The sequence below is a fragment of the Methylomonas sp. Uni0009 genome (assembly GCF_054188105.3).
Window position 1 is genome coordinate 3,606,832 of record NZ_JBTAFN010000001.1, and the last position, 20,842, is coordinate 3,627,673.

At 52.7% G+C, this 20,842-nt stretch carries 13 protein-coding genes; 2 read left to right on the top strand and 11 right to left on the bottom strand.

The annotated features are described in order from the left end of the window. Positions 1 to 12: 12 nt before the first annotated feature. From ttcA to ACWAU0_RS16745, 4 genes are all read right to left on the bottom strand, one after another. A complete protein-coding gene (gene ttcA, locus ACWAU0_RS16730) occupies positions 13 to 870 on the bottom strand; it encodes a tRNA 2-thiocytidine(32) synthetase TtcA (RefSeq protein WP_458137328.1) in 858 nt (285 codons plus the stop codon). Positions 871 to 915: 45 nt separating this feature from the next. Continuing rightward, positions 916 to 2,136 carry a beta-ketoacyl-ACP synthase I gene (gene fabB, locus ACWAU0_RS16735; RefSeq protein WP_171695641.1) on the bottom strand — a complete coding sequence of 407 codons (1,221 nt, stop codon included), beginning with the start codon at positions 2,134 to 2,136 and terminating at the stop codon, positions 916 to 918. A gap of 10 nt (positions 2,137 to 2,146) precedes the next feature. Next, on the bottom strand, positions 2,147 to 2,662 hold the full coding sequence (gene fabA / locus ACWAU0_RS16740) for a 3-hydroxyacyl-[acyl-carrier-protein] dehydratase FabA (protein WP_033156420.1): 516 nt from the start codon (positions 2,660 to 2,662) through the stop codon (positions 2,147 to 2,149). Positions 2,663 to 2,738: 76 nt separating this feature from the next. Beyond that, complete coding sequence (locus tag ACWAU0_RS16745) at positions 2,739 to 4,655, bottom strand: transglycosylase SLT domain-containing protein (RefSeq protein ID WP_458137329.1); 1,917 nt, start codon at positions 4,653 to 4,655, stop codon at positions 2,739 to 2,741. Between the two features lie 103 nt (positions 4,656 to 4,758). Between ACWAU0_RS16745 and ACWAU0_RS16750 the strand changes: the two genes are divergently transcribed. Together ACWAU0_RS16750 and ACWAU0_RS16755 are read left to right on the top strand one after the other, a co-directional pair. Next, positions 4,759 to 6,555 (top strand): ABC transporter ATP-binding protein, encoded by a 1,797-nt coding sequence (locus ACWAU0_RS16750; RefSeq protein ID WP_205450354.1) that lies wholly within the window; start codon positions 4,759 to 4,761, stop codon positions 6,553 to 6,555. After that, a complete protein-coding gene (locus tag ACWAU0_RS16755; protein WP_458137330.1) occupies positions 6,555 to 7,385 on the top strand; it encodes a PHP domain-containing protein in 831 nt (276 codons plus the stop codon). The genes ACWAU0_RS16750 and ACWAU0_RS16755 overlap by 1 nt, the downstream gene beginning before the upstream one ends. On the opposite strand, the gene ACWAU0_RS16760 is transcribed toward ACWAU0_RS16755, so the two are convergent. From ACWAU0_RS16760 to ACWAU0_RS16790, 7 genes are all read right to left on the bottom strand, one after another. Further along, positions 7,382 to 10,222: an EAL domain-containing protein gene (locus ACWAU0_RS16760; protein ID WP_458137331.1), complete on the bottom strand. Its 2,841-nt coding sequence runs from the start codon at positions 10,220 to 10,222 to the stop codon at positions 7,382 to 7,384. The two genes, ACWAU0_RS16755 and ACWAU0_RS16760, sit on opposite strands and share 4 nt — an antisense overlap. Before the next feature lies 1 nt (position 10,223). Next, complete coding sequence (locus ACWAU0_RS16765) at positions 10,224 to 12,368, bottom strand: two-component system response regulator (RefSeq protein WP_458137332.1); 2,145 nt, start codon at positions 12,366 to 12,368, stop codon at positions 10,224 to 10,226. After that, positions 12,368 to 15,112 (bottom strand): response regulator, encoded by a 2,745-nt coding sequence (locus ACWAU0_RS16770; RefSeq protein WP_458137333.1) that lies wholly within the window; start codon positions 15,110 to 15,112, stop codon positions 12,368 to 12,370. The genes ACWAU0_RS16765 and ACWAU0_RS16770 overlap by 1 nt, the downstream gene beginning before the upstream one ends. Positions 15,113 to 15,144: 32 nt before the next feature. Beyond that, on the bottom strand, positions 15,145 to 15,765 hold the full coding sequence (locus ACWAU0_RS16775) for a YfiR family protein (protein WP_445369009.1): 621 nt from the start codon (positions 15,763 to 15,765) through the stop codon (positions 15,145 to 15,147). 42 nt (positions 15,766 to 15,807) lie between these two features. Next, positions 15,808 to 17,877 (bottom strand): TonB-dependent receptor plug domain-containing protein, encoded by a 2,070-nt coding sequence (locus ACWAU0_RS16780; protein ID WP_171695636.1) that lies wholly within the window; start codon positions 17,875 to 17,877, stop codon positions 15,808 to 15,810. Positions 17,878 to 17,892: 15 nt separating this feature from the next. Beyond that, positions 17,893 to 19,860 carry a TonB-dependent receptor plug domain-containing protein gene (locus tag ACWAU0_RS16785; protein ID WP_458137334.1) on the bottom strand — a complete coding sequence of 656 codons (1,968 nt, stop codon included), beginning with the start codon at positions 19,858 to 19,860 and terminating at the stop codon, positions 17,893 to 17,895. A gap of 456 nt (positions 19,861 to 20,316) precedes the next feature. Beyond that, positions 20,317 to 20,577: a DUF2024 family protein gene (locus ACWAU0_RS16790; RefSeq protein WP_033156411.1), complete on the bottom strand. Its 261-nt coding sequence runs from the start codon at positions 20,575 to 20,577 to the stop codon at positions 20,317 to 20,319. Between the last annotated feature and the right edge of the window lie 265 nt (positions 20,578 to 20,842).

The window sequence follows — 20,842 nt, forward strand, 5'->3', positions numbered from 1 at the left end:
TTGCATTCCCTATTAGCGTTCTAGGATGTCCAGTCCGGCTTCATCGGATACGACGCGCGGAATAGTGGATTCGGGGTCGCGGCGCAGGCCGGCAAAATCGAACAAGCTGGTATCGGCCATTTGCGACGGCGCGATATTTTGCAAACTGGCGAAAATCGTCTCGATGCGGCCGGGGAATTGTTTATCCCAAGCGTTGAGCATTTGTTTCATGGCCTTGCGTTGCAGGTTTTCTTGCGAACCGCACAGATTGCAGGGAATGATCGGAAACTGTTTGAAAGCCGCGAAGCGGTTGATGTCTTTTTCCCGGCAATATGCTAACGGACGTATGACGATGTTTTGCTTATCGTCACTCAGCAGCTTCGGCGGCATGGCTTTTAGTTTGCCGGCGTAAAACATGTTCAGGAAGAAAGTCTCGATAATGTCGTCGCGGTGATGGCCCAGGGCGATCTTGGTGATCTTATGTTCCTTGGCAAATCCGTACAGCGTGCCGCGACGTAGCCGAGAACATAGGCTGCAAGTGGTTTGGCCTTCCGGGATGATGCGTTTGACGATGCTGTAAGTGTCGTGCTCGATAATGTGGTAAGGCACGCCTATCGATTGTAGATATTCCGGCAGCACATGTTCCGGAAAGCCTGGCTGCTTCTGATCTAGATTGACGGCAATAATCTCAAAATTGATTGGCGCGGTTTTCTGCAGGTTCAGCAGAATGTCCAACATGGTGTAAGAATCTTTGCCGCCTGACAGACAGACCATCAACTTATCGTCAGGTTCTATCATGTTGAAGTCGGCGATGGCTTCGCCAACGCAGCGTCTCAGGCGTTTTTGCAGCTTGTTAAACTGGGTGCGGGATTTGTGTTCTGGATCGGACATGGATGTTGGAAAAGGCGGCTAAAGGGACGTTTAGCCGCGCTAAATTTAGCCGTTATAGCGTTGGAAAATCAGCGTGGCGTTGGTGCCGCCGAAGCCGAAGCTGTTGGACATAATGGTGTTCAGCGTGACGTTATCCCGATATTCTCTAACGATAGGAATGCCGGCCGCACCTGGATCGAGTTGGTTGATATTGGCGGATGCGCTCAAGAAGTTTTCCTGCATCATCAGCAAGGAATAAATGGCTTCGTTGACGCCGGCCGCACCCAAGGCATGTCCGGTTAAAGATTTGGTTGAGCTGACTGCCGGTACGCCGTCAACACCAAACACTTCGCGCATCGCTTCTAGTTCGCGGGTATCGCCTACCGGGGTGCTGGTACCGTGCGCGTTGATATAGTCAATTTTTTCATTAACGGTAGCCAAGGCTTGTTGCATGCAGCGCACTGCGCCTTCGCCGGAGGGTTGTACCATGTCGTAGCCGTCAGATGTGGCGCCGTAGCCGACCAGTTCGGCGTAGATTTTGGCGCCGCGGGCTTTGGCGTGTTCCAATTCTTCGATGACTAACACGCCGCCGCCGCCGGAAATGACGAAGCCGTCGCGGGTTTCGTCGTAGGGACGAGAGGCCGTTTCTGGCGTGTCGTTATATTTTGAGGACAAGGCGCCCATCGCGTCGAACATCACCGACATAGTCCAGTGCAGTTCTTCACCGCCGCCGGCGAACACAACGTCTTGTTTGCCTAATTGAATCAATTCCATGGCGTGGCCGATGCAGTGGGCGCTAGTGGCGCAAGCGGAGCTGATGGAGTAATTGACACCTTTGATTTTAAAGGGTGTGGCTAGGCAGGCTGTATTGGTGCTGGACATGGCGCGCGTCACCATGTACGGACCGACTTTTTTCACGCCTTTCGAGCGCAGAATGTCGGCGGAATCGACCAGATTGGACGTTGACGGCCCGCCTGAGCCCATCACTAAGCCGGTGCGGATATTGGACACTTGCGACTCTTCCAGGCCGGAGTCGGCAATAGCCTGCTCCATAGCCAGGTAGTTGTATGCGGCACCGTCGCCCATAAAGCGTTTAACTTTACGGTCTATCGCTTCATCCAGATCAATATTAACCGGGCCGTGTACATGGCTGCGAAAGCCCATTTCGGCATAGACCGGTGCGTGAACGATACCGGAACGGCCGGCGCGTAAAGAATCAACCACTTCGTCCCGGTTGTTGCCGATGCTGGAAACTATCCCTAAACCTGTTACAACGACGCGCTTCATGATGGTTTCCTTAGAAATCTTGGGTGGAAGTGAATAAACCGACTCGTAAATCGGTCGCCTCGTAGATTTGTTTGCCATCGACTTCCATCGTCGCATCGGCGATGCCCATGACCAATTTGCGTAGAATTACACGCTTCAAGTCGATTTTATAAGTCACTTTTTTGGCTGTCGGCAGTACTTGGCCGGTGAATTTAACTTCGCCGCAACCCAGCGCGCGGCCTTTGCCGGGGCCGCCCAGCCAGCATAAATAAAAGCCGACCAATTGCCACATCGCGTCCAAACCCAGACAGCCTGGCATGACCGGGTCGCCTTGAAAGTGGCAATCAAAAAACCATAATTCGGGGGTAATATCCAGCTCGGCGATGATTTCGCCTTTGCCGTATTTGCCGCCTTCATCGGAAATATGGACGATGCGGTCCATCATCAGCATATTGGGAAGCGGTAGCTGCGCGTTGGTCGGACCGTATAATTCACCTCGGCCGGACATTAATAATTCTTCGCGCGTGAAACTGTGCTGCTTCTCCATCTTGATTTTTACCTGGTTGGTGGGTTCAAAAACTGCGGCATTATCTAATAATCGGCTTAAAAAATCAGCTCAATTTTTAGCCGGGCATGACCTCGCGCATTAGATCGTCGATCTTTAAGCTGTCGCGTTGCAGCCGTTGTTGGTAGATCAAGCTATACATTAACACCGATGCAACATACCCCCGAGTCTCCTTGTAAGGGATGTTTTCAATCCAGATGTCGGCCGGCAAAGCTCGGTTTTCCGGTAGCCAGCGCTTCACTTTATTGGCGCCGGCGTTATAGGCGGCCGTGGCTAGTGCGACGTGGCCATTGAATTGGCGCAATAGTTTTTTGAAATAAAACGCGCCGTATTTGACGTTGAGTTCCGGCTTAAACAGGCTGTAATCGCTATCCCAACTATCGCGCAATTCGGCGGCAATTTGCCGGCCGGTGTTAGGCATAATCTGCATCAAACCTTTAGCGCCAGCCGGCGAGTCGGCCAATTCATCGAACGCACTTTCCTGGCGGATCAATCCCAAAATCAAACCCGGATCCAATTGTTGTGCTGCAGCGTGACTTTGGATGGGCTGGATATAGATCAGCGGAAAGCGCAAATTGACGTCGTCCCATTGATTAGCCTTGGCTATAGTGGCAATCGCCAAAGCCGGACAATTGGCTTGTTGGGCCAGTTTTGCAGCGACGGGTAGCTGGCGACTGTCAAGTTTGGCTATTGCGTACCACCATTGGCGTTTGGCTTCCGGTTTTCTGTCGATAGCGAGTAGTTCGGAAAATACCTGGAAATCCGGTCGATTTTGTAAAGTCTCGAGGTCGCTGCTTGATACCGTCAAAGGTCTGTCCACCAGTTCAATGGCTTGCCTTAATCTGCCGGCGGCCAGAAAACCGTAGAAACTGCGATTTTTTGCCAATTGTTGGAACAAGGCATTGGCTGCTGCGCTCTGGCCGGTTTCCGCCAAGCCGCGAGCTTGCCAGTACTGCCATTTTTCCTGAGATTTTTCGTCGTCGTTAAGGCCGGTAATCGCCACAGCGACGTCTTGCCAGTTCTGCATATTCAATGCGGCTCTGACTCGCCATTCCCGGGCCGATTCGTCGCTGTTTTCCAGTTGCGACAAGCGGGCGTAAGCGCGGCTGTCGTGTTTTAAGGCCAAGGCGATAGCGATGCGTTTTTCGATAAAAGCGGCGGTTGCCGGCGTAATGGCGATTTGCGATTTATGGCTGTCCCAAGTCGTCATGGCCGTTTCGACGTTGGTTTCCAGCCAGCGGTCAATCGCGTGGGCAAACAGTTCTCCGGCTTGCTCAGGGTTCTCGCGCCAGCCTGTATCAGCAATAACGGTTTCCGGCTGTCGGTGCAGTTTTAACCAGGTATTGGCCTGCTTGAGTTCCGCGTCGCTGAAAAATCGGGTCAAGTAGCTGGCCAGGCTTTGATTGTCGCGCTTGAGGGCGGCGTGAAATCGTTGGTTGATCAGTTCCTTATTAAAATGCGGCGATGATTTATAAGCTTCGAACAGGACATCGCAATTATCCGGTTGCGATTTACCGCTTAACCATAAAGCGCGGGCTTGATTGAAGGCTTCCAAGGCTTGGCCGGTTTGCAATTGAGCTAGGCCAGCGTAGCATTGCAGCTCGGGATCGTCACTGCCTTTATAATTATTCAACAGCACTAGCCACTGCTGCTTTTTACCCAAAGCCAGCAACCACTTTTGCCGCAGCCCGGCCGCGTAACGGCTGGCGGCGTGCTCGTTTAAAAACTGTTTGATGTCGGCGTCGGCGTCCAAATGATTTTTTAACCATTGGTATTGCAGATAAGGATATAGCGGGTAGCCTTTTAGGTTTGAAGCCAGCGCGAAATATTCGGCATCGCGATTCTGGTCAAGTGCTTGCTCGGCGCGCAAAAATAGCTGACGTTGGCTGGCCAAAGAGATTTCATCCGCCTGGGCACTGTTCGGTAAAACGCCGGTCAGAGCGGCAAGCACTAAAAAACACGGGATAACATGCATATCAATTTCCACGACAGCCGAGACTAAACCCTATGCAAGAAGTTTTTGCAAAGTGGGTCGGACCATTATAATCGTTAAACTTCATCGAATTTGTTTCATTACCTTGAAAACCTCACAGCGCGCGGCGCAAGCCGAATATTCCTGGCAGTATATTTACAGCATCGCTAAGCAGCATAAAAAACAACTGATCAACGGGCATTTGGTCGCCATCTTGGCAACAGTTGCCAGCGTACCGGTACCCTTATTGATGCCATTATTGGTGGACGAAGTCCTGCTTAACCATCCGGGCGTGGTGCTGAATAGCCTCAATCCATGGCTGCCCGGCGAGTGGCAGCAACCTGCCATTTACATTGCCATTATTTTGCTGCTGAGCTTGCTGTTGCGCTTGTTTGCCTTGGTGCTAAACATTATGCAGACTCGGCAGTTTTCCAATATTGCCAAGGATGTGATTTTTCGCATTCGCGAAAGTTTGGTGAAACATTTGCAACATATCTCGATGTCCGAGTATGAAAGCCTGGGCAGCGGTACGGTCAGTTCGCACATGGTGACCGACCTCGATACGCTGGATAATTTTATCGGCACCACGATCAGTAAATTATTGGTGGCAGTTCTGACCGTGTTCGGTACCGCTTTGATTCTGCTGTGGATGCACTGGCAATTAGGTTTATTCATTATCTTTTTGAACCCGCTGGTAATTTACCTGGCGAGGGCCGTTGGTTCCAGGGTGAAGGAACTGAAGGCTAACGAAAACAAAGCCTACGCCATATTCCAGCAAGCTTTGAGCGAAACGCTGGAGGCGATTCATCAAATCCGCGCCAGCAACCGCGAGGAGCACTATTGCCGGCAGTTGATCGGCAGCGCACTGGCGGTTAAAAACCACTCGACCATCTATGCCTGGAAAAGCGATGCGACGGTGCGTTTGAGCTTTTTGACCTTTCTATTTGGCTTCGATATTTTCCGCGCCACCGCGATGCTGATGGTGCTGTATTCCAATCTGACCATAGGCGAAATGCTGGCGGTATTCGGTTATCTGTGGTTCATGATGGCGCCGGTGCAGGAGATATTAAGCATTCAGCAGTCTTTTTATGCCGCCAAAGCCGCGTTGGCCCGCGTCAATCAGCTGACCCTGTTGCAGCGCGAACCGTATTATCCGCATTTGCAAAACCCGTTTATCGGGCGTAAAACCGTGTCGGTCAGCGTCAAGAATCTGCATTTTAGTTACAAGGACGAACCGGTACTGAACGGTATTAATCTGACCATACCGGCCGGCGAGAAAATCGCCCTGGTCGGCGCCAGCGGCGGTGGCAAGTCGACGCTGGCGCAAACTTTGATCGGTTTATATCCGCCGGGCAGCGGCATGATTTATTTCGACGGCGTGCCGCTGAACCGGATAGGCTTGGATGTGGTGCGCGAACATGTCGCGACCGTTTTACAGCATCCCGCTTTGCTAAACGATACGATACGCGCCAATCTGACCTTGGGCCGGGAGATTGCCGATGCTGAATTGTGGCGAGCTTTGGAGATTGCGCAAATGAAGTCGACCGTTGAAGAACAGCCGCAGGGTTTGGACACCGTGGTGGGCAGGCAGGGTATGCGCTTATCCGGCGGCCAACGGCAACGGCTGGCCATTGCCAGGATGATAGTCAGCCAGCCGGCAGTGGTGATTCTCGACGAAGCCACATCGGCGCTGGACAGCGAAACCGAGTATAAACTGCACCAAGCCTTGAGCACCTTTCTGGAAGGCCGTACTACCATCATCATTGCGCATAGGCTCAGTGCGGTGAAACAGGCCGACCACGTTTATGTCTTTGAACAAGGCCAGATTTGCGAACAAGGCAAACACGATTCCCTGATTCAACAAAACGGCTTGTACGCCAAACTTTACGGTGATTATCAATAGTGTCGGAATTATACGATTTACACAGTCATTCCACCGCGTCCGACGGCGCGTTGTCGCCCACCGAACTGGTGCTGCGCGCCCAGCAGCACGGCGTCACCGCGCTGGCTTTGACCGACCACGATACAACTGCCGGCTTACAAGAAGCGACCGAAGCCGCCGCGCAAGCCGGCATCCGCTTGATTCCCGGCATCGAACTGTCGGCCAGTTTTGAAAGCCATTGTCTGCACATCGTCGGTTTAAATATCGATCCACAGCATCCGGGCTTACTCGACGGTATTGCCAAGCAACAATTAATTCGCGACCAACGCGCGCAAAAAATTGCCGAAAAACTGGCGAAGAAGGGCATAGCCGATGCCTATCCCACGTTAAGACAAATCGCCGGTAACGGCGAAATCACCCGCCTGCATTTTGCCGATTTTTTGGTTAATCAAGGTGTGGTCGAAACCCAGCAGGACGCCTTTGACCGCTATTTGAGCAAGGGTAAGCCGGCTTATGTGCCGACGGTTTGGGCCGGTCTGGCCGATTGTGTCGGCTGGATTCGGGCGGCGGGTGGTGTGGCGGTTTTGGCCCATCCCTTGCGTTACAAACTCAGCACCAAATGGATCAACAAAGCTTTGGTAGCATTCAAGGCGGCAGGCGGGCAGGGCATCGAAGTGGTGACGGGCCGGGCTAGCATCGACGATATTCGCTTAAGTTATTTGCATGCCAGCAAACATCAATTGCATGCGTCGATGGGCTCGGATTTTCATGCGCCGGGCAACCCATGGCTGGAGCTGGGGCGTCTGGCGGCCTTGCCGGACGGCGCGGCGCCGGTTTGGCAGTTATTTTAACCAGGCGTAAACAACCGGGCGAATTCGTCGGCGGGCAAGGGTTGATTCCAATAAAACCCCTGCGCTTTGCGGCAGCCGAGTTGATGCAGTTGCTCGGCTTGCTCCTTGGTTTCCACGCCTTCGGCCAAGGTCAGTAGGCCCAGCGTATCGCCCAATTGCAGGATGGCTTTGACGATAGCGGTGTCTTCGGCTTTGCCTGAGGTTAAATCCCGGATAAACGATTGGTCGATTTTTAGTTTGTTCACCGCAAAGCGCTTCAAATAACTCAGTGAGGAATAACCGGTGCCGAAATCGTCGATGGCAAAGCTGACGCCCAAGGCGCGCAACTGGGCAATCGTATTGATGACGGCATTGGTGTCGAACATCAGGACCGATTCGGTTAACTCCAGCTCTAAATAATGCGGTTCCAGCCCGGATTCCGCCAATGCGCTTTGTACCGACTCCAGTAAGTTGCCGCGCTTGAACTGTAGGGCCGAGATGTTGACGGTAACCAGCAGTTTCATACCGGTGTCGTGCCAAAGCTTGTTTTGCTTACAGGCTTCGCGTAACACCCAGTCGCCTATCGGTACGATCATGCCGTTGTCTTCGGCGATAGGAATGAACTTGGCCGGCGGGATCATCGGGCTGTTTTCCGGTTGCCAGCGCAGCAAGGCTTCCGCACCGATCACCGTGTTGTTGTGTATGGAATATTGCGGCTGATAATGCAAGCGAAGTTCTTTGCGCTTCAAAGCCATGCGCAGACCGTTCTCGATATTCATCCGCTCGATAGACGCCAGGTTCATATCGTTGGAAAAGAAGCGGAAGGTATTGCGGCCTTCGTTTTTCGCCGAATACATTGCCGTGTCGGCTTTGTTGAGTAAACCGTGAAAATTCAGGCCGTCATTGGGATACAAACTGACGCCTATGCTGAAGGAGGTGCAAAGTGTGACGCCTTCGATGACAAAGGGTTGTGTCAGTTGATCGAGAATTTTCAGCACAATTTGCGTGATTGCGTCGATGTCGGGAATGTCGGTGAGGATAATGATGAATTCATCGCCGCCTTGCCGGCAAACCGTATCCACCTCGCGCACGCATTGCACCAGACGCTCCGCGATGCCTTGCAGTAAGCGGTCGCCGACGTCGTGCCCCATTGTGTCGTTAATATTTTTAAAATGATCCAGGTCCAGAAACAGTAAGCCGACCAGCGTGTTGTTACGCACGGCATGGGCCATGGCCTGGTCGAAGCGGTCGCGCAACAAGGTGCGATTGGGCAGGTTGGTGAGCGGATCGTGACGTGCCAGATATTCGATTTGCGCTTCGGCGGCCTTGCGCTCGGTAATGTCCGAAAAAATGCCGATGTAATGGCTGATCACGCCGTGGGTGTTATACATCGCGGAAATACCCAGCCATGCGGGATAGGTCTCGCCGTTCTTGCGGGTATCCCAAATTTCGCCTTGCCAGTAGCCGTTTTCGCGCAAGGCCTGCCAGATACGTTGATAGTGGTTGAGGTCAAGATGACGCGCATCGAGAATGGAGGGCGTTTGCTGTAGCACCTCTTCGGCTCTGTAACCGGTAATCGTCGTATAGGCCTGATTGCTGGACACGATGCGGGTATCCGGATCGCACAGGAAAATGGCCTCGCCGCTGTTTTCGAACACTTTGGCCAGCAAATTCAGGCGTTCGGCTGCCGTTTTACTGTCGGTGATGTCGGTGTGGGTGCCGAGCATGCGCACTGGCTGATGATTGGCGTCGCGCTCGACGATACTGCCTATCGATAATATCCATTTCCAGCTATCGTCGGCGCAACGCTGCCGGTATTCCAGGCGATATTCTGCCAGTTCCCCGGCGATGTACTGCCGGTAAGCGTCGGAAACGCGCTGCCGGTCATCGGGATGCAAGCGCATGATCCAGCTGTCGATATTGGCGTCGAAATCGGCTGGGTTGTAGCCGAGCATGCTGGCATATTCGGCGTTGATGATCATGGCCCCGGTTTGCGGATTGATGTCATAAAAACCTTGTTTGGCTGCCTGCATGGATAGCCGCAAGCGTTCCTCGCTATCGGCAAGGGCTTGCTGCGTGCTGCGCATTTCGGTGATGTCGTGCGCCAGGCCGTTCACCGCAACCACTCGGCCATGGTCGTCGAACATGGGCGACTCATTGAGGCTGAGTACACGCAGACTGCCATCCTTGCTGCGTACTTCCACTTCGTAGTTCGGTGGTTTGATGCCCGCCAGGCATTGTTCGGTGTAGGTTCTGGCAAGCCGATTGATCGGGTTGTTGGTCGTTATATCGAAGCAGTCGCAATGCAGTTCGTCGGGTTTGTAGCCGAGGATATGCTCCACCGAAGGACCTAGGTAAGTAAAAATACGCTCGGTATTGTGAGAATACAGGAAGTATTCGTTACCGATACTTTCCACCAAATCCCGAAAGCGTTGCTCGCTTTGCTTGAGTAGCGTTTGTTGCTCTATAAGACGTTGAGTAGTGCGGTGCGAGCGCAGCACATAGCTGATGCGATGCGGCAACAGCGGCCATTGGATGGGTTTGCCGATAAAGTCGGTAGCCCCCAGCCGAAAGGCGTTTTCCACCGCTTGCGTATCCTCGATAGCCGTCATCATGACAATCGGCACCGATTTGTCGCTGGCGGCACGCATGCCTTGCAAACATGTGAAGCCATCCATCTCCGGCATCATCACGTCCAGCAGCACCAAATCCGGCTCGGCGGCGATAAATTGTTCCAATCCGGTTCGGCCGTTGTCGGTTTCGATCAGTTCGTAGCCGTCGGCTTGCAAGATTTGCCTGACCAGCAGACGGACCATCGGATCGTCTTCGACTAACAGGATGCGTGGCTTGACGGACATGTCAGACTTTGTCGGCTAAAAAGCGTTGCGCATTGAATGCATGGGCAAATGCGGCAAATTCATTGGCGGGCATGGGCTTGTTGTACAAAAAGCCTTGCACTACCTCGCAACCGCTATCCAGCAGGAAGTTGGCTTGATCTTCATTCTCCACGCCCTCCGCGACCACTTCCAGCGACAGCGCGTCGGCCAAAGCCAATATTGCCGCGGTAATCGCCATGTCGTCTTCATTGTGCGTAAGATCGCGGACAAAGCAATGATCGACTTTCAATTCCGAGATAGGCAGTTTTTTCAAATAAGACAAGGATGAATAACCGGTGCCGAAATCGTCAATACTGATTTTGACGCCCAGGGCTTGTAATTCCCGCAAGGTTATTAAAGCGTCGTCGATATGGTCGAGCAAGATGGTTTCGGTCAGTTCCAGCTTGAGGTAGCGAGGTTCCAAGCCGATGCTGGTCAATACGTCGCGGACGTGATTGCCGAAGCCGTATTGTCGGAATTGAGTCGCCGATACGTTCACTGCCATGATCAGCCCTTGGCTCAGTCCTGACTGTTGCCATTCCAAGGTTTGCCGGCTGGCATTTTCCAGCACCCAATCGCTGATTTGGGCAATCAAGCCGGAATCTTCGGCAATCGGAATAAATTGCGACGGGCCGATCAAACCCAGTTCCGGGTGCTGCCAGCGAATCAAGGCCTCGCAGCCGACGACTTGCTGGCGGCGGATATTTATTTTGGCTTGATAGTAAAGCTGCAATTCATGACGTTCTATGGCGCGGCGCAGGCTGTTTTCCATCGCCAGTTTATGAAACGCGGCAACATTTAGCGATTTACTGAAAAACTGATAATTGTTATGGCCGTGTTCGCTGGCATGGTTCATCGCAAACTCGCCGTTTTTGATGAAGCTGTCTTCATCCTGGCCGTCGCCCGGATAGACGGCGATACCGATATTGATACCCAGAAACAGTTCGGTGTTCTCCACCGTAAAAGCGTGCTGCATCGCCTGAAAAATCCACTTAGCCACTTTGACGCTATCGCGCGTGTCCTCGATACGATTCAGCAACACGGTAAATTCGTTACCGCCCAGCCGGGAGACCGTCATGTCCGCCAAATCGTAATCGGCGTTGATGGAAATGTAGTCGCAATCCCGCACTTCGGCCAGCAAGCGTTCGGCGAACAATTTCAACACCTGGTCGCCGATTTTGGGGCCCAGGGTTTCGTTGATGCGTTTGAAACGATCAATACTGATAAATAAAGTGGAAATGACCGTACCGTAGCGTGTGCAATAGGACATCGCTTGCGCCAGAACTTCCTTGAACAGCGTCCGGTTGGGCAGGCCGGTTAGCGGGTCGTAGTAAGATAAAAGCCTTACCCGTTCTTCTATGTGCCGGCGTTCGGTAATATCTTGCAGCGTACCGTGAATATGGCTTACCTGCCCATCGGCGATCACGGGTTTGCCTTGAATATGAATCACTTGGTTGGCGCCATCGCGACGAGTAATCGATAATTCCAGGCGAAAACTGCGTCGGTTTTTGACGCAAAGATCAATGGCTTGTTGCAGTTTGCCGACTTCCGATGGCTGCATGGATTGGTATAAGTCGCGGCATTTATGTTCGAACGATGAGCGATTCGTGCCGAGGATATTAAAGACTTCTTCCGACCATTGCATGTTGTCGTCGGCAATAGACCAGTACCAACTGCCCAGTTGCGCAATTTTTTGCGCTTGGCGCAGTGCCGCTTCGCTTCGGGCCAGTTCTTCTAACGTGGCGACCGAGCGCAGCAAGTAACGTAAGCGGTGCGGTAAGGTCGGCCAATTGAGTGGTTTGGAGATAAAGTCGGTCGCGCCCAATTGAAAGGCGCGATTGACCGATTCCAGGTCGTCCATGCCGGTCAGCATCACGACGGGCAGCAGGCTGTTGCCGGGCATGTTTTTGATGGCTTGCAGGCAGTCGAAGCCGTTAAGGTCCGGCAACATAACATCCAGCAATACCAGATTGGGCCGTTCGCTGGCTGCCAATGCCAAGCCTTGCTTGCCGCTAGCCGCGCAAATGACATCAAACGCTTCTCTTTGCAGAATTTCTTGCAACATCAGACGCACCATATCGTCGTCGTCTATCGCTAAAATCAGGCTGCGGGCAGGTAATCGTTGCATTATGAGGGTTTGAGTTGCGAAAGCCGCTGGAGAATTTCTTTATATTCTGTTTGCAGGCTTTCGGCAACCCGGCTATCGAATTGCAAAGTGTTGTGCCGCGCTGCATGTTCAAGCGCACGGGCCAGTTCCGACAAGTTTAGTGCGCCAATGTTGGCGGCGGCCGATTTTAGACTATGCGCGGCATGCCGCACTGTTTCCGTATTCCGTTCCAACAGGCCGGAGCGGAGTGTGGCGATATGTTGCTCGGCATTTGTCCTAAACAAGGCCAAGACGTCGTCGACCAGCGCGCTGCCGCCAATTTCCCGCAAGGTATTCAGTGCGGCCGGGTCTAGAGTAGCGGCAATCGATTTGATCTCGGGAGCGGCTGTATTGAGGGCGGTTGTGGGCAGCGGGGCTGCCAATGCCTGGATTTTGTCTTGCAAGGTTTTTTGTAAAAACGGTTTACTGAGATAATCATCCATACCGGCCTGCAAACAGCGTTCGCGATCACCTTCCATGGCGTTGGCGGTGAGGGCGATAATGGGGATTCGAGGCAAATTGCGGCTGCTTTCCCGATTGCGGATGTATTGGGTTGCCGTGTAACCGTCCATGACCGGCATCATGCAATCCATCAGGATGAGATCGACCGGCTCGCGGTCGATAATATCCAGCACTTCCCGGCCGTTATTCGCCAGCGACAGGGTGTAGCCCAACTGGCGCAACATGGCGCTGCAAACTTTCTGGTTGACCGGATTGTCTTCGGCCAACAGGATTCGAATGGCGCCGGCAGCAGAAGCCGGCGTACTGAACGATTGCGGTTTTTGCGACATCAGCCCGAGCAGCGCATCGTGCAGGGTGCGTCTGTGCAGGGGCTTGTGAAGGTAAAGATCGCAGGCGCTGCCGCGAATTTTGGCTAATACGTCCTCATCGTTGCTGGACGTAATAATGACGATGCGGATATTGGCAAATCGCCGGTCTATACGAATCCGTTGGGTTAATTCGACGCCGTTCATGCCCAGCATTTTCATGTCCAGCACGGCAATATCGAAGAACAGGCCCAAGTGTGCCGACTGATCGAGAATTTCCAAGGCGTGAGCGCCATTTTTGGCGACGCGGGTAAACATGCCAAAAACAGTCAAATGATTTTCCAGGATTTTTGCATTGGTGGGGTTATCTTCCACCAATAAGACCTGCTTGCCTTGCAGATCGTTGCCCGGCAAGCTTGCAGGCAGGGCTTGGCTAGCTTGGCGGAGCGGGATATGCAGGGTAAATACCGAGCCGCTGTTCGTACGGCTTTGCACTTGGATATTGCCGCCCATCAATTCGCTTAGTTCCTTGCTGATGGCCAATCCCAGACCGGTGCCGCCGTATTTACGGGTGGTGGAGCCGTCGGCTTGACTAAAAGATTTGAATAGCCTGGCTTGCGTGTCCGGGCCGATGCCGATGCCGGTATCGCTGATACAAAACTCCAGGCACATGCCATCAGCGGATGGGCAGCGATCCGATTCGGCCACATTTACTTGCATTTTCACCGAGCCGGCTTCGGTAAATTTGATGGCGTTGGATAACAAGTTGGTGAGTATTTGCCGTAAGCGATAAGGATCGCCTCTGACGTCGCGCGGCACCCGCTTATCGACGGTGCACACCAGTTCAATGTTTTTGCTGCTGGCGCGTTCGAAGAACAAGGCAGCGAGTTGGTCGGTAAGATTGATCAAATTAAAATCGATTTCTTCCAGCTCCAGCTTGCCCGCTTCGATTTTGGAAAAGTCCAGAATATCGTTAATCACGGTCAGCAAAGAATCGGCGGAGCTGAACACGGTTTCGGCGTATTGGCGTTGCGTGGTGTCCAGGTCGGTGCCCAACAGCAATTCGGTCATGCCCAGCACGCCGTTCATGGGGGTGCGGATTTCGTGGCTCATGGTTGCCAGAAATTGCGACTTGGCGATATTGGCGGCTTGGGCATCGACGACGGCCTGCCGCAGGTCGGCGGTGCGCAGATCGACTTGTTTTTCCAGGTTGCCGCGCTGATTTTCCAGTTCGGCATCGCGTTGTTGTACCCGCTCGATCATCTGGTTGAAGCTTCTTACCAGTTGGCCGATTTCATCTTCGCCTTCACCTTGGGCGCGCACCATGTAGTTGTTGTCCCTGGATACCTGTTTGGCCAGGGACGACAGCCTGATCAGCGGTGCGGCGATCGATTCCGCCAAGCGCCGGCCGAAAAAAACCGCCAGAATAAACGACACCACCATCACCAAAAAAATTTGGCCCAGACTGATAATCACCATACGCCACATGGGCTTTAAGTCGAGCTGCAAGCGTAAGGTGCCGATCACGTCGCCGTTATCGTCGGGTAAGGGGTTTAAAATGACTTGGCTCAATATCCGCAAACCCTGGTTGCGTTGTTGTTGTTCCGCATCGCTCAAGGTGGCGGGGAAACTGTCCGGTGCAGCCTTGGCCGGGTAATGGGCGAAAATTTCGCCGTCATTTTTGTAGAGTTGCGCGGAGATGACTTCGGATTTGCCGCGTAAGGTGGCCAGAATCTCGGTGCCGGTTTTGGTGTCGCCAAACAGCAGCGCAGCGTTGGCGTTAAAACCGATCATTTTGCCGAGCGAACGCACTTCCATTGACAGTTCGCGCCGCTCCTGCCAGATATGCGTCATGCTGGTAATTAACAAGGTAAACAGCAGAGCCAATGCCAAAGTGATGGCTTGCAAGCGTTGCAGCTTGTAGGTCATCGGCAGATTGGCCAGTTTGTCGCGAATCATGGGTGGCGTCGAGATGTCATCTGCATGCGGGCTTATTTACCGGCCAAAATGTTTTTAGCCAGTTTCAGCAGTTGGGCGCTGATGCGCGTGTTGCCGGCGTTGGCGGTTTCCAAGTTAATTTCGAAGCTGAGCCGGTTGCCGTCCTGGATCAAACCTATGGTGCCGCCCTGGTTGATAAACCCGGCTTTGTCGCTGACGCTGACTACCGGCGAGCCTTTTAATTCGCGGGCGTAATCGCCCGGATTATCGGCGGTATCGATAAAGATCAGATGGCAGGATTTTATATCTTTGGGTGATATATTGCGGGCGATATCCAAGGGCTTGCCGTTCACCGTTTTGCCTTCCAACATCAATAAATGGTCGCCGAAATCGGTATGACTGCTCAGGCACAAGGTATAACGATTCGGTGTGGTTGCCGACTCCGGCCATTCGATAAACTTAAAGAAATTGTATAAAAATGCCACTTTTACCGCTGCTTCGCTGGCCGCTTCGGCGTGGCATAGATGGCCGCTAAACAGCAAAGGCAGCAACAGCATTTTGCTGACTAGCGTGATGGCTGCGAATCTTGGTTTTTCCGGGGCGCACAGGCACGACGCATCGCAACTGCGATTTCGGCACAATCTTGCATAGCGATGGCGCAAGATTCGACTCATGTTCGACACCGGTTCTTCGCTGTATGCATAGTGTCGGGCCGCTTAGAAGTCCCAGCGCAAGGTGCCGTATACCTCGCGTTGCACGGCTGTGGCGGTGGAAAACATATCCGAGCCGTATTCGAAATGACTGCTGTTCAGCAAATTCCGGCCCACCAACGCCAGTTCCACGCCCGCGCCCAAGTCCCATCCCAAACGTGCATCCAGGTCTTGATAGGCTCTGGATTGCGCGCCGTTAAGGCCGGTTGCATCCGAATAACGCCAGTTCAGATCCAGCTTGAGTTGCGGGGAGAATTGGTACATAGACCAGAGCATGGCTTTATGGGCCGGGTAGCTATCTCCGGAGATCAGCGTGGTGTTGGCAGGTGCCAGCGGAGACAGGCGGAAGCGTTCTTCTTCGTGGCTATAAGTGGCCCGCAATTTCCAATTTTCAGTCGCTTGCCAATCGACACTGATTTCCCCGCCGTAGACTTGTACATGCCCGTAGTTGTTGTAATCCAGCGTCTGCAACATATAGCCGGCGAAGCGTTGGGTATTGGGGGTCAAGCTGGCGTAATCGTCGTAACTGTAATGATACAAGGCTACATCAGTACTGAGTTGGCGACTGAGTTGGCCGCGCCAGCCCAGTTCGAAGCCGAGCATTTTTTCGGCGGTCAAGTCGGGGTTGCCGGTTAGGTTGCGCAGCACGGGCACGGTATTGCCGCGTATCGTGTATGGCTGGGTCTGCAAGCCGTAGGAAATATTTTGCTCGACCCAATTGGGCGTGCGCACCGAGCGGGATACCGAGCCCCAAAACGAATGTTGGTCGTCGGGCGTCCACAGCAAGCGTGCGTTGGGTTGCACTTCGAATTGCGTGACCGGGTTGTGCTCCAGCTTGCTGCCCAAGGTCAAATGCCAACGATCAGGCACCAAGGTAATATCGTCCTGTCCGAACAGGCTGTAGATACGGTCGGTACGATTGCTGGCGCTCATGGAGATTTGCGCGCTGTCCTCAAAATTATTCAGATTGAAACGCACGCCGCTGCCCCACACCAACATGTGGCTATCGTTCAGCTTGTAGTTATGCTGAAAATCGACATCGATATTGTCGATTTGATATTCCGAATTCAAGTAAGGCGATTTCCGGCTGTGCCTGTCCCAATACATGCGCAGTACGGTATTCGAGTCCGAGCTTTGATGTTGTTCCCAGCGTGCTTGGATGTAATGGCCGGAGAACAATTGGTCCGTCGGTAATTCCCGAGAAAAGGGCGGCGCCAGCACCGGCGTCTGTTGGGATGTTAATGATGGGAAGTGTTGCAGTGCGCCATTGCTCTCGCCGAGGAATGCATCGCCTTGCAAACTGAGTTTGTTGGTAAAGTCGATGGCTTTGTCGTAACGAAAACCGATTTTGCTCATCTCGCCTTCATCGCCGGCCTTAGCGCTGCTGCCTAGGGTTTTTGAGTCGCCGTAGTTAGTGTGGCGGCCGTACACTTTTAGATAGGCGTCGCCGCCCAAATCGGCGCCATAGCGCAGACCGCCGCCGTAGCGTTGGCTGCCGACATGACTGGATAGCAAACCGCCTTGCGTGTCTTTGGCTGATTTAGTGATGATGTTGATGACGCCGTTGACCGCATTGGCGCCCCACAAGCTGGCGCCGGGGCCGCGGATGACCTCAATGCGTTCGATGTCTTCCATCATCACATCTTGTTGATCCCACCATACTCCAGAAAACAGCGGGTTATAGACGCTACGGCCGTCCACTAACACCAACAATTTATTGACAAACTGGCTGCTGAAGCCGCGCATCGATACGGCCCATTTGTTGCCGTCCACTTTAGCCACGTGCATGCCCGGCACCACCCGCAAGGCTTCCGGGATGGTTGTAGCCCCGGTTCGGCGGATTTCTTCGTTGCTCAATACAAACAGGGCGGCGGGAACGTGTTTAATGTCTGTGGGCACCTTCATAACCGAGGTCACATCGAGATTCATCAATTGCTCGACGCTGAGGCCGGTCAAATCCGGTAAATTGTCACGTTCAGGCTCTTGATTGGCGGCGTGTGAGGAGGTTTGTCCCAAACACAAAAGCGCTCCCAGGCCGATAGCCCAAGATTTCCGTCGATGAAACGCCTTTTTCATATGATCGGCCCTTTTTTAAAACGTCAACTGTAGTTTCAAACGAAATTCCCTGCCGTTCATCTGTAACAGGTCGAAGCGGTCGCTGTTGATCAGCATTTCATAATGGCTGTCGAACAGGTTATAAACCCCGAAGGATACATCCAGGCCACGCATCAAGCGATCCGTGCTCAGATTCAGATTGACCAGATTGTAGGCATCGGCTTTGCCGCTCTGAAATGTCTTGCGGTCGCCGATGTAAATATTTTCGATGCCGAGCCGGACAAAATCGTCGAACAAAGGCTCAGCATAGTGTAATTTGAAAATATTTTGCGGCGAACCGTAAGCCCACACTCCTTGTCTGGCTTCGTTGGTAAACAAGCTGTAGGTGTAAGATGCCTTGAACATTCTGCCGCTGTCCCAGCGTTTTTCCGCTTCCCATTCCGCACCGTAGGCGTGGTATTTTCCAACATTGTCCAGCAGCGCCGTATCGGGGTTGGCTTTCAGTAACTCGGTGATGTCGTTGTAAAACAAGGAAACCAGCAGTTTCAGCCCGGCATTGGAATGCCATTCGGCAATCGCTTCGTAGCTTCTGATTTGCTCTTCTCTAAGCTCGGGGCTGACGCCGTAATAGTAGTTGTTGTAATCCAGGTTCCAGGCATGCGGGGCGCGAAATGTCGAGCTGTACAGCAGCTTGAAGGTGGTATTCTCCAAAGGGTTCCATATTAAGCCCAGACGCGGATTGAGTTGCAGGCGCTTGAGCATGTGGGTCTGATCTAGGCGCAGGCCGGCGCTGAAAACCAGATTGTCCAGTAACTGGATGTCGTCTTGAGCGTAGAGTTCGACGCGGTGGCCGCTGAGGTCGCTATCCTGATAAATCTGATAAGGGTCGGTAACATAGCCGAATTGGCGCTGGGTTTGGTCGTATTGATATTCCAAGCCGAAAAGTAGTCTATGTCCGTCGAATACGCTAGTCGTGAGTTGCGCTTCGCCGCCCCACCAGCGGCCGCTGGTTTGGTCGTGATAAACGTAATTACCGAAGTCATTAAACGGGTCCTCGGCCATGTAATCGTAGCCCTGATAAAAACCCTTAGCCATGAACGAGGTCTTCGCGTTCAAGGCTTTTTCATATTTCAGATTGGTGAAAAATTGTCTGTCGTAAGTATGCGAGGTGGGATCGTTGAAAACGGCACCGAAAGCCGCGGTCGGCACCCGCTTGTAACGATCAACAAAACCGCCGCTGAGGGTGAATTCTTCGAATTGCATGCGCCCGAACAATCGGTCCGCGCGTTCGGTATCCATGTTATGCGCGATACCGTTGTTGGTACTTGGGTCGTCGAAAGCCGGGAAATATAAATCTTCCACGCCCTGGGTATCGAAATGCGATGCCGACACCAGCACATCGGCGCCATTATCGAATTGCTTGCCGACACTGACGCGGCCTTTGTAGGTGTCAAAACTACCTACTTCACCGGCTATTTGCGCCCCGTTCAAGGCTTTGCCTTTTTTGGTGACCACGTTGATCAAGCCCAAAAACGCATTGGCGCCGTAAATGGTGGAGCCGGAACCGGGAATAAATTCGATACGTTCCACCAAGTCCATGTCCAGCATGAATTCCTGGCCGATATTGCCGGAGTCGAAGATGTTTTCGTTCATGCGCTGGCCGTCGATCATGAACAGCACTCGGGAATTGTAGTCGCCGGACTGAATAAAGCCGCGCACGCCGACAAAGCTATAGTTGCGATCATTGCTGGTGAACAAACCGCGCATGCTGTTCAGCGCGTCCGCCAGCGTGCGCCAGCCGAAAGTGCGTATGTCGTTTGCCGTTAAAATCGAAACCGAGCTGGGGGCTTGACTGGCTTTTTGACCCAGCCTGGAAGCGCGGATGATTTCCACATTCAGCAATTGCTCAATGGACAGTTCAGTTAAATCTTCCGATGCCTTGCCGGCCGCTTGCGCGGTAGCCAAAGGCATCAACAGCATACCTAGGACGATCAGCGCGCGCATTGAAAGTCTTGTCTAGTGGGGAGCGGGGACATGGATAATGATAAGACTCGGCTTAGTGCGCACAAACTGTCGATTAACGCGATATATAAAAACGATTATTTTACAATAGATTATTGTCGTTCAAGCTAGTTAGATTTTAATTCTGGTGTTTTTAGGCAGGGATTGGTTGGAGATGCTGGAAAAGGCCGACGTATCGTTTTGAGATAGTCTGATTGGTTTTGTTTGGGTGAACGCCATCGTTCTCCCGGGGTCGCATGGCAACGACAACCCTATTAGCTGAGGTCAGATCACCCTTTCGGCGCGTGTAATTTCGATGTTGGTAGCCGTGTCGCTGTTGACGAGGATGCCGGTGAGGTCGTTACTAATGCTTTTCGGAAAACAGGTGTTTCCTCCTACTTACGTTAAGGCCTTGCAAGGCAAGGCCTGGAATTCCTTGGCATGACAGCAATATTGCTATCAAGCCGGACAACCTTCCATTTTGTATATGAAGTAACCTTGGCGATTGATCGTGTCAATCACATTAGCCGGTGCTTGTTGAGTATGGCAAAACCGACATTCCTTGCTGGAGACCACCGCATCGCTTTCCCCGATTGAAGATAGCCACTGTTTGGCATACTGAATGGCTTGCTCACTGTCTTTGCTGGCAGTAAATACATCAAAGTGCATGACGTGGTTGTCGTGTGCTTTTACATAGGTATCGTAAACGTGGATTTCCATCAAAAACTCCCGGATGAATAAAGTAAAAATTGCTCGATGCCATTAACAAAATGGCCAGATAAAAAACGTCCAATGCGGTTTTTCGGTTCGGCGTTGGTCAGGCATTCCCTAAAGGTTTGGTGTTCGGAATTCTTTGACAGCGTCATGAGAAAGATGCCGAGATGACGGATTTACATCCGTCATCGGCAGAGATCCGCAAAAACGTTCCCCTTGGGGTGAAAACGCTTCAACGGATTCACTAAAATTCTATAACAATATCGAATCG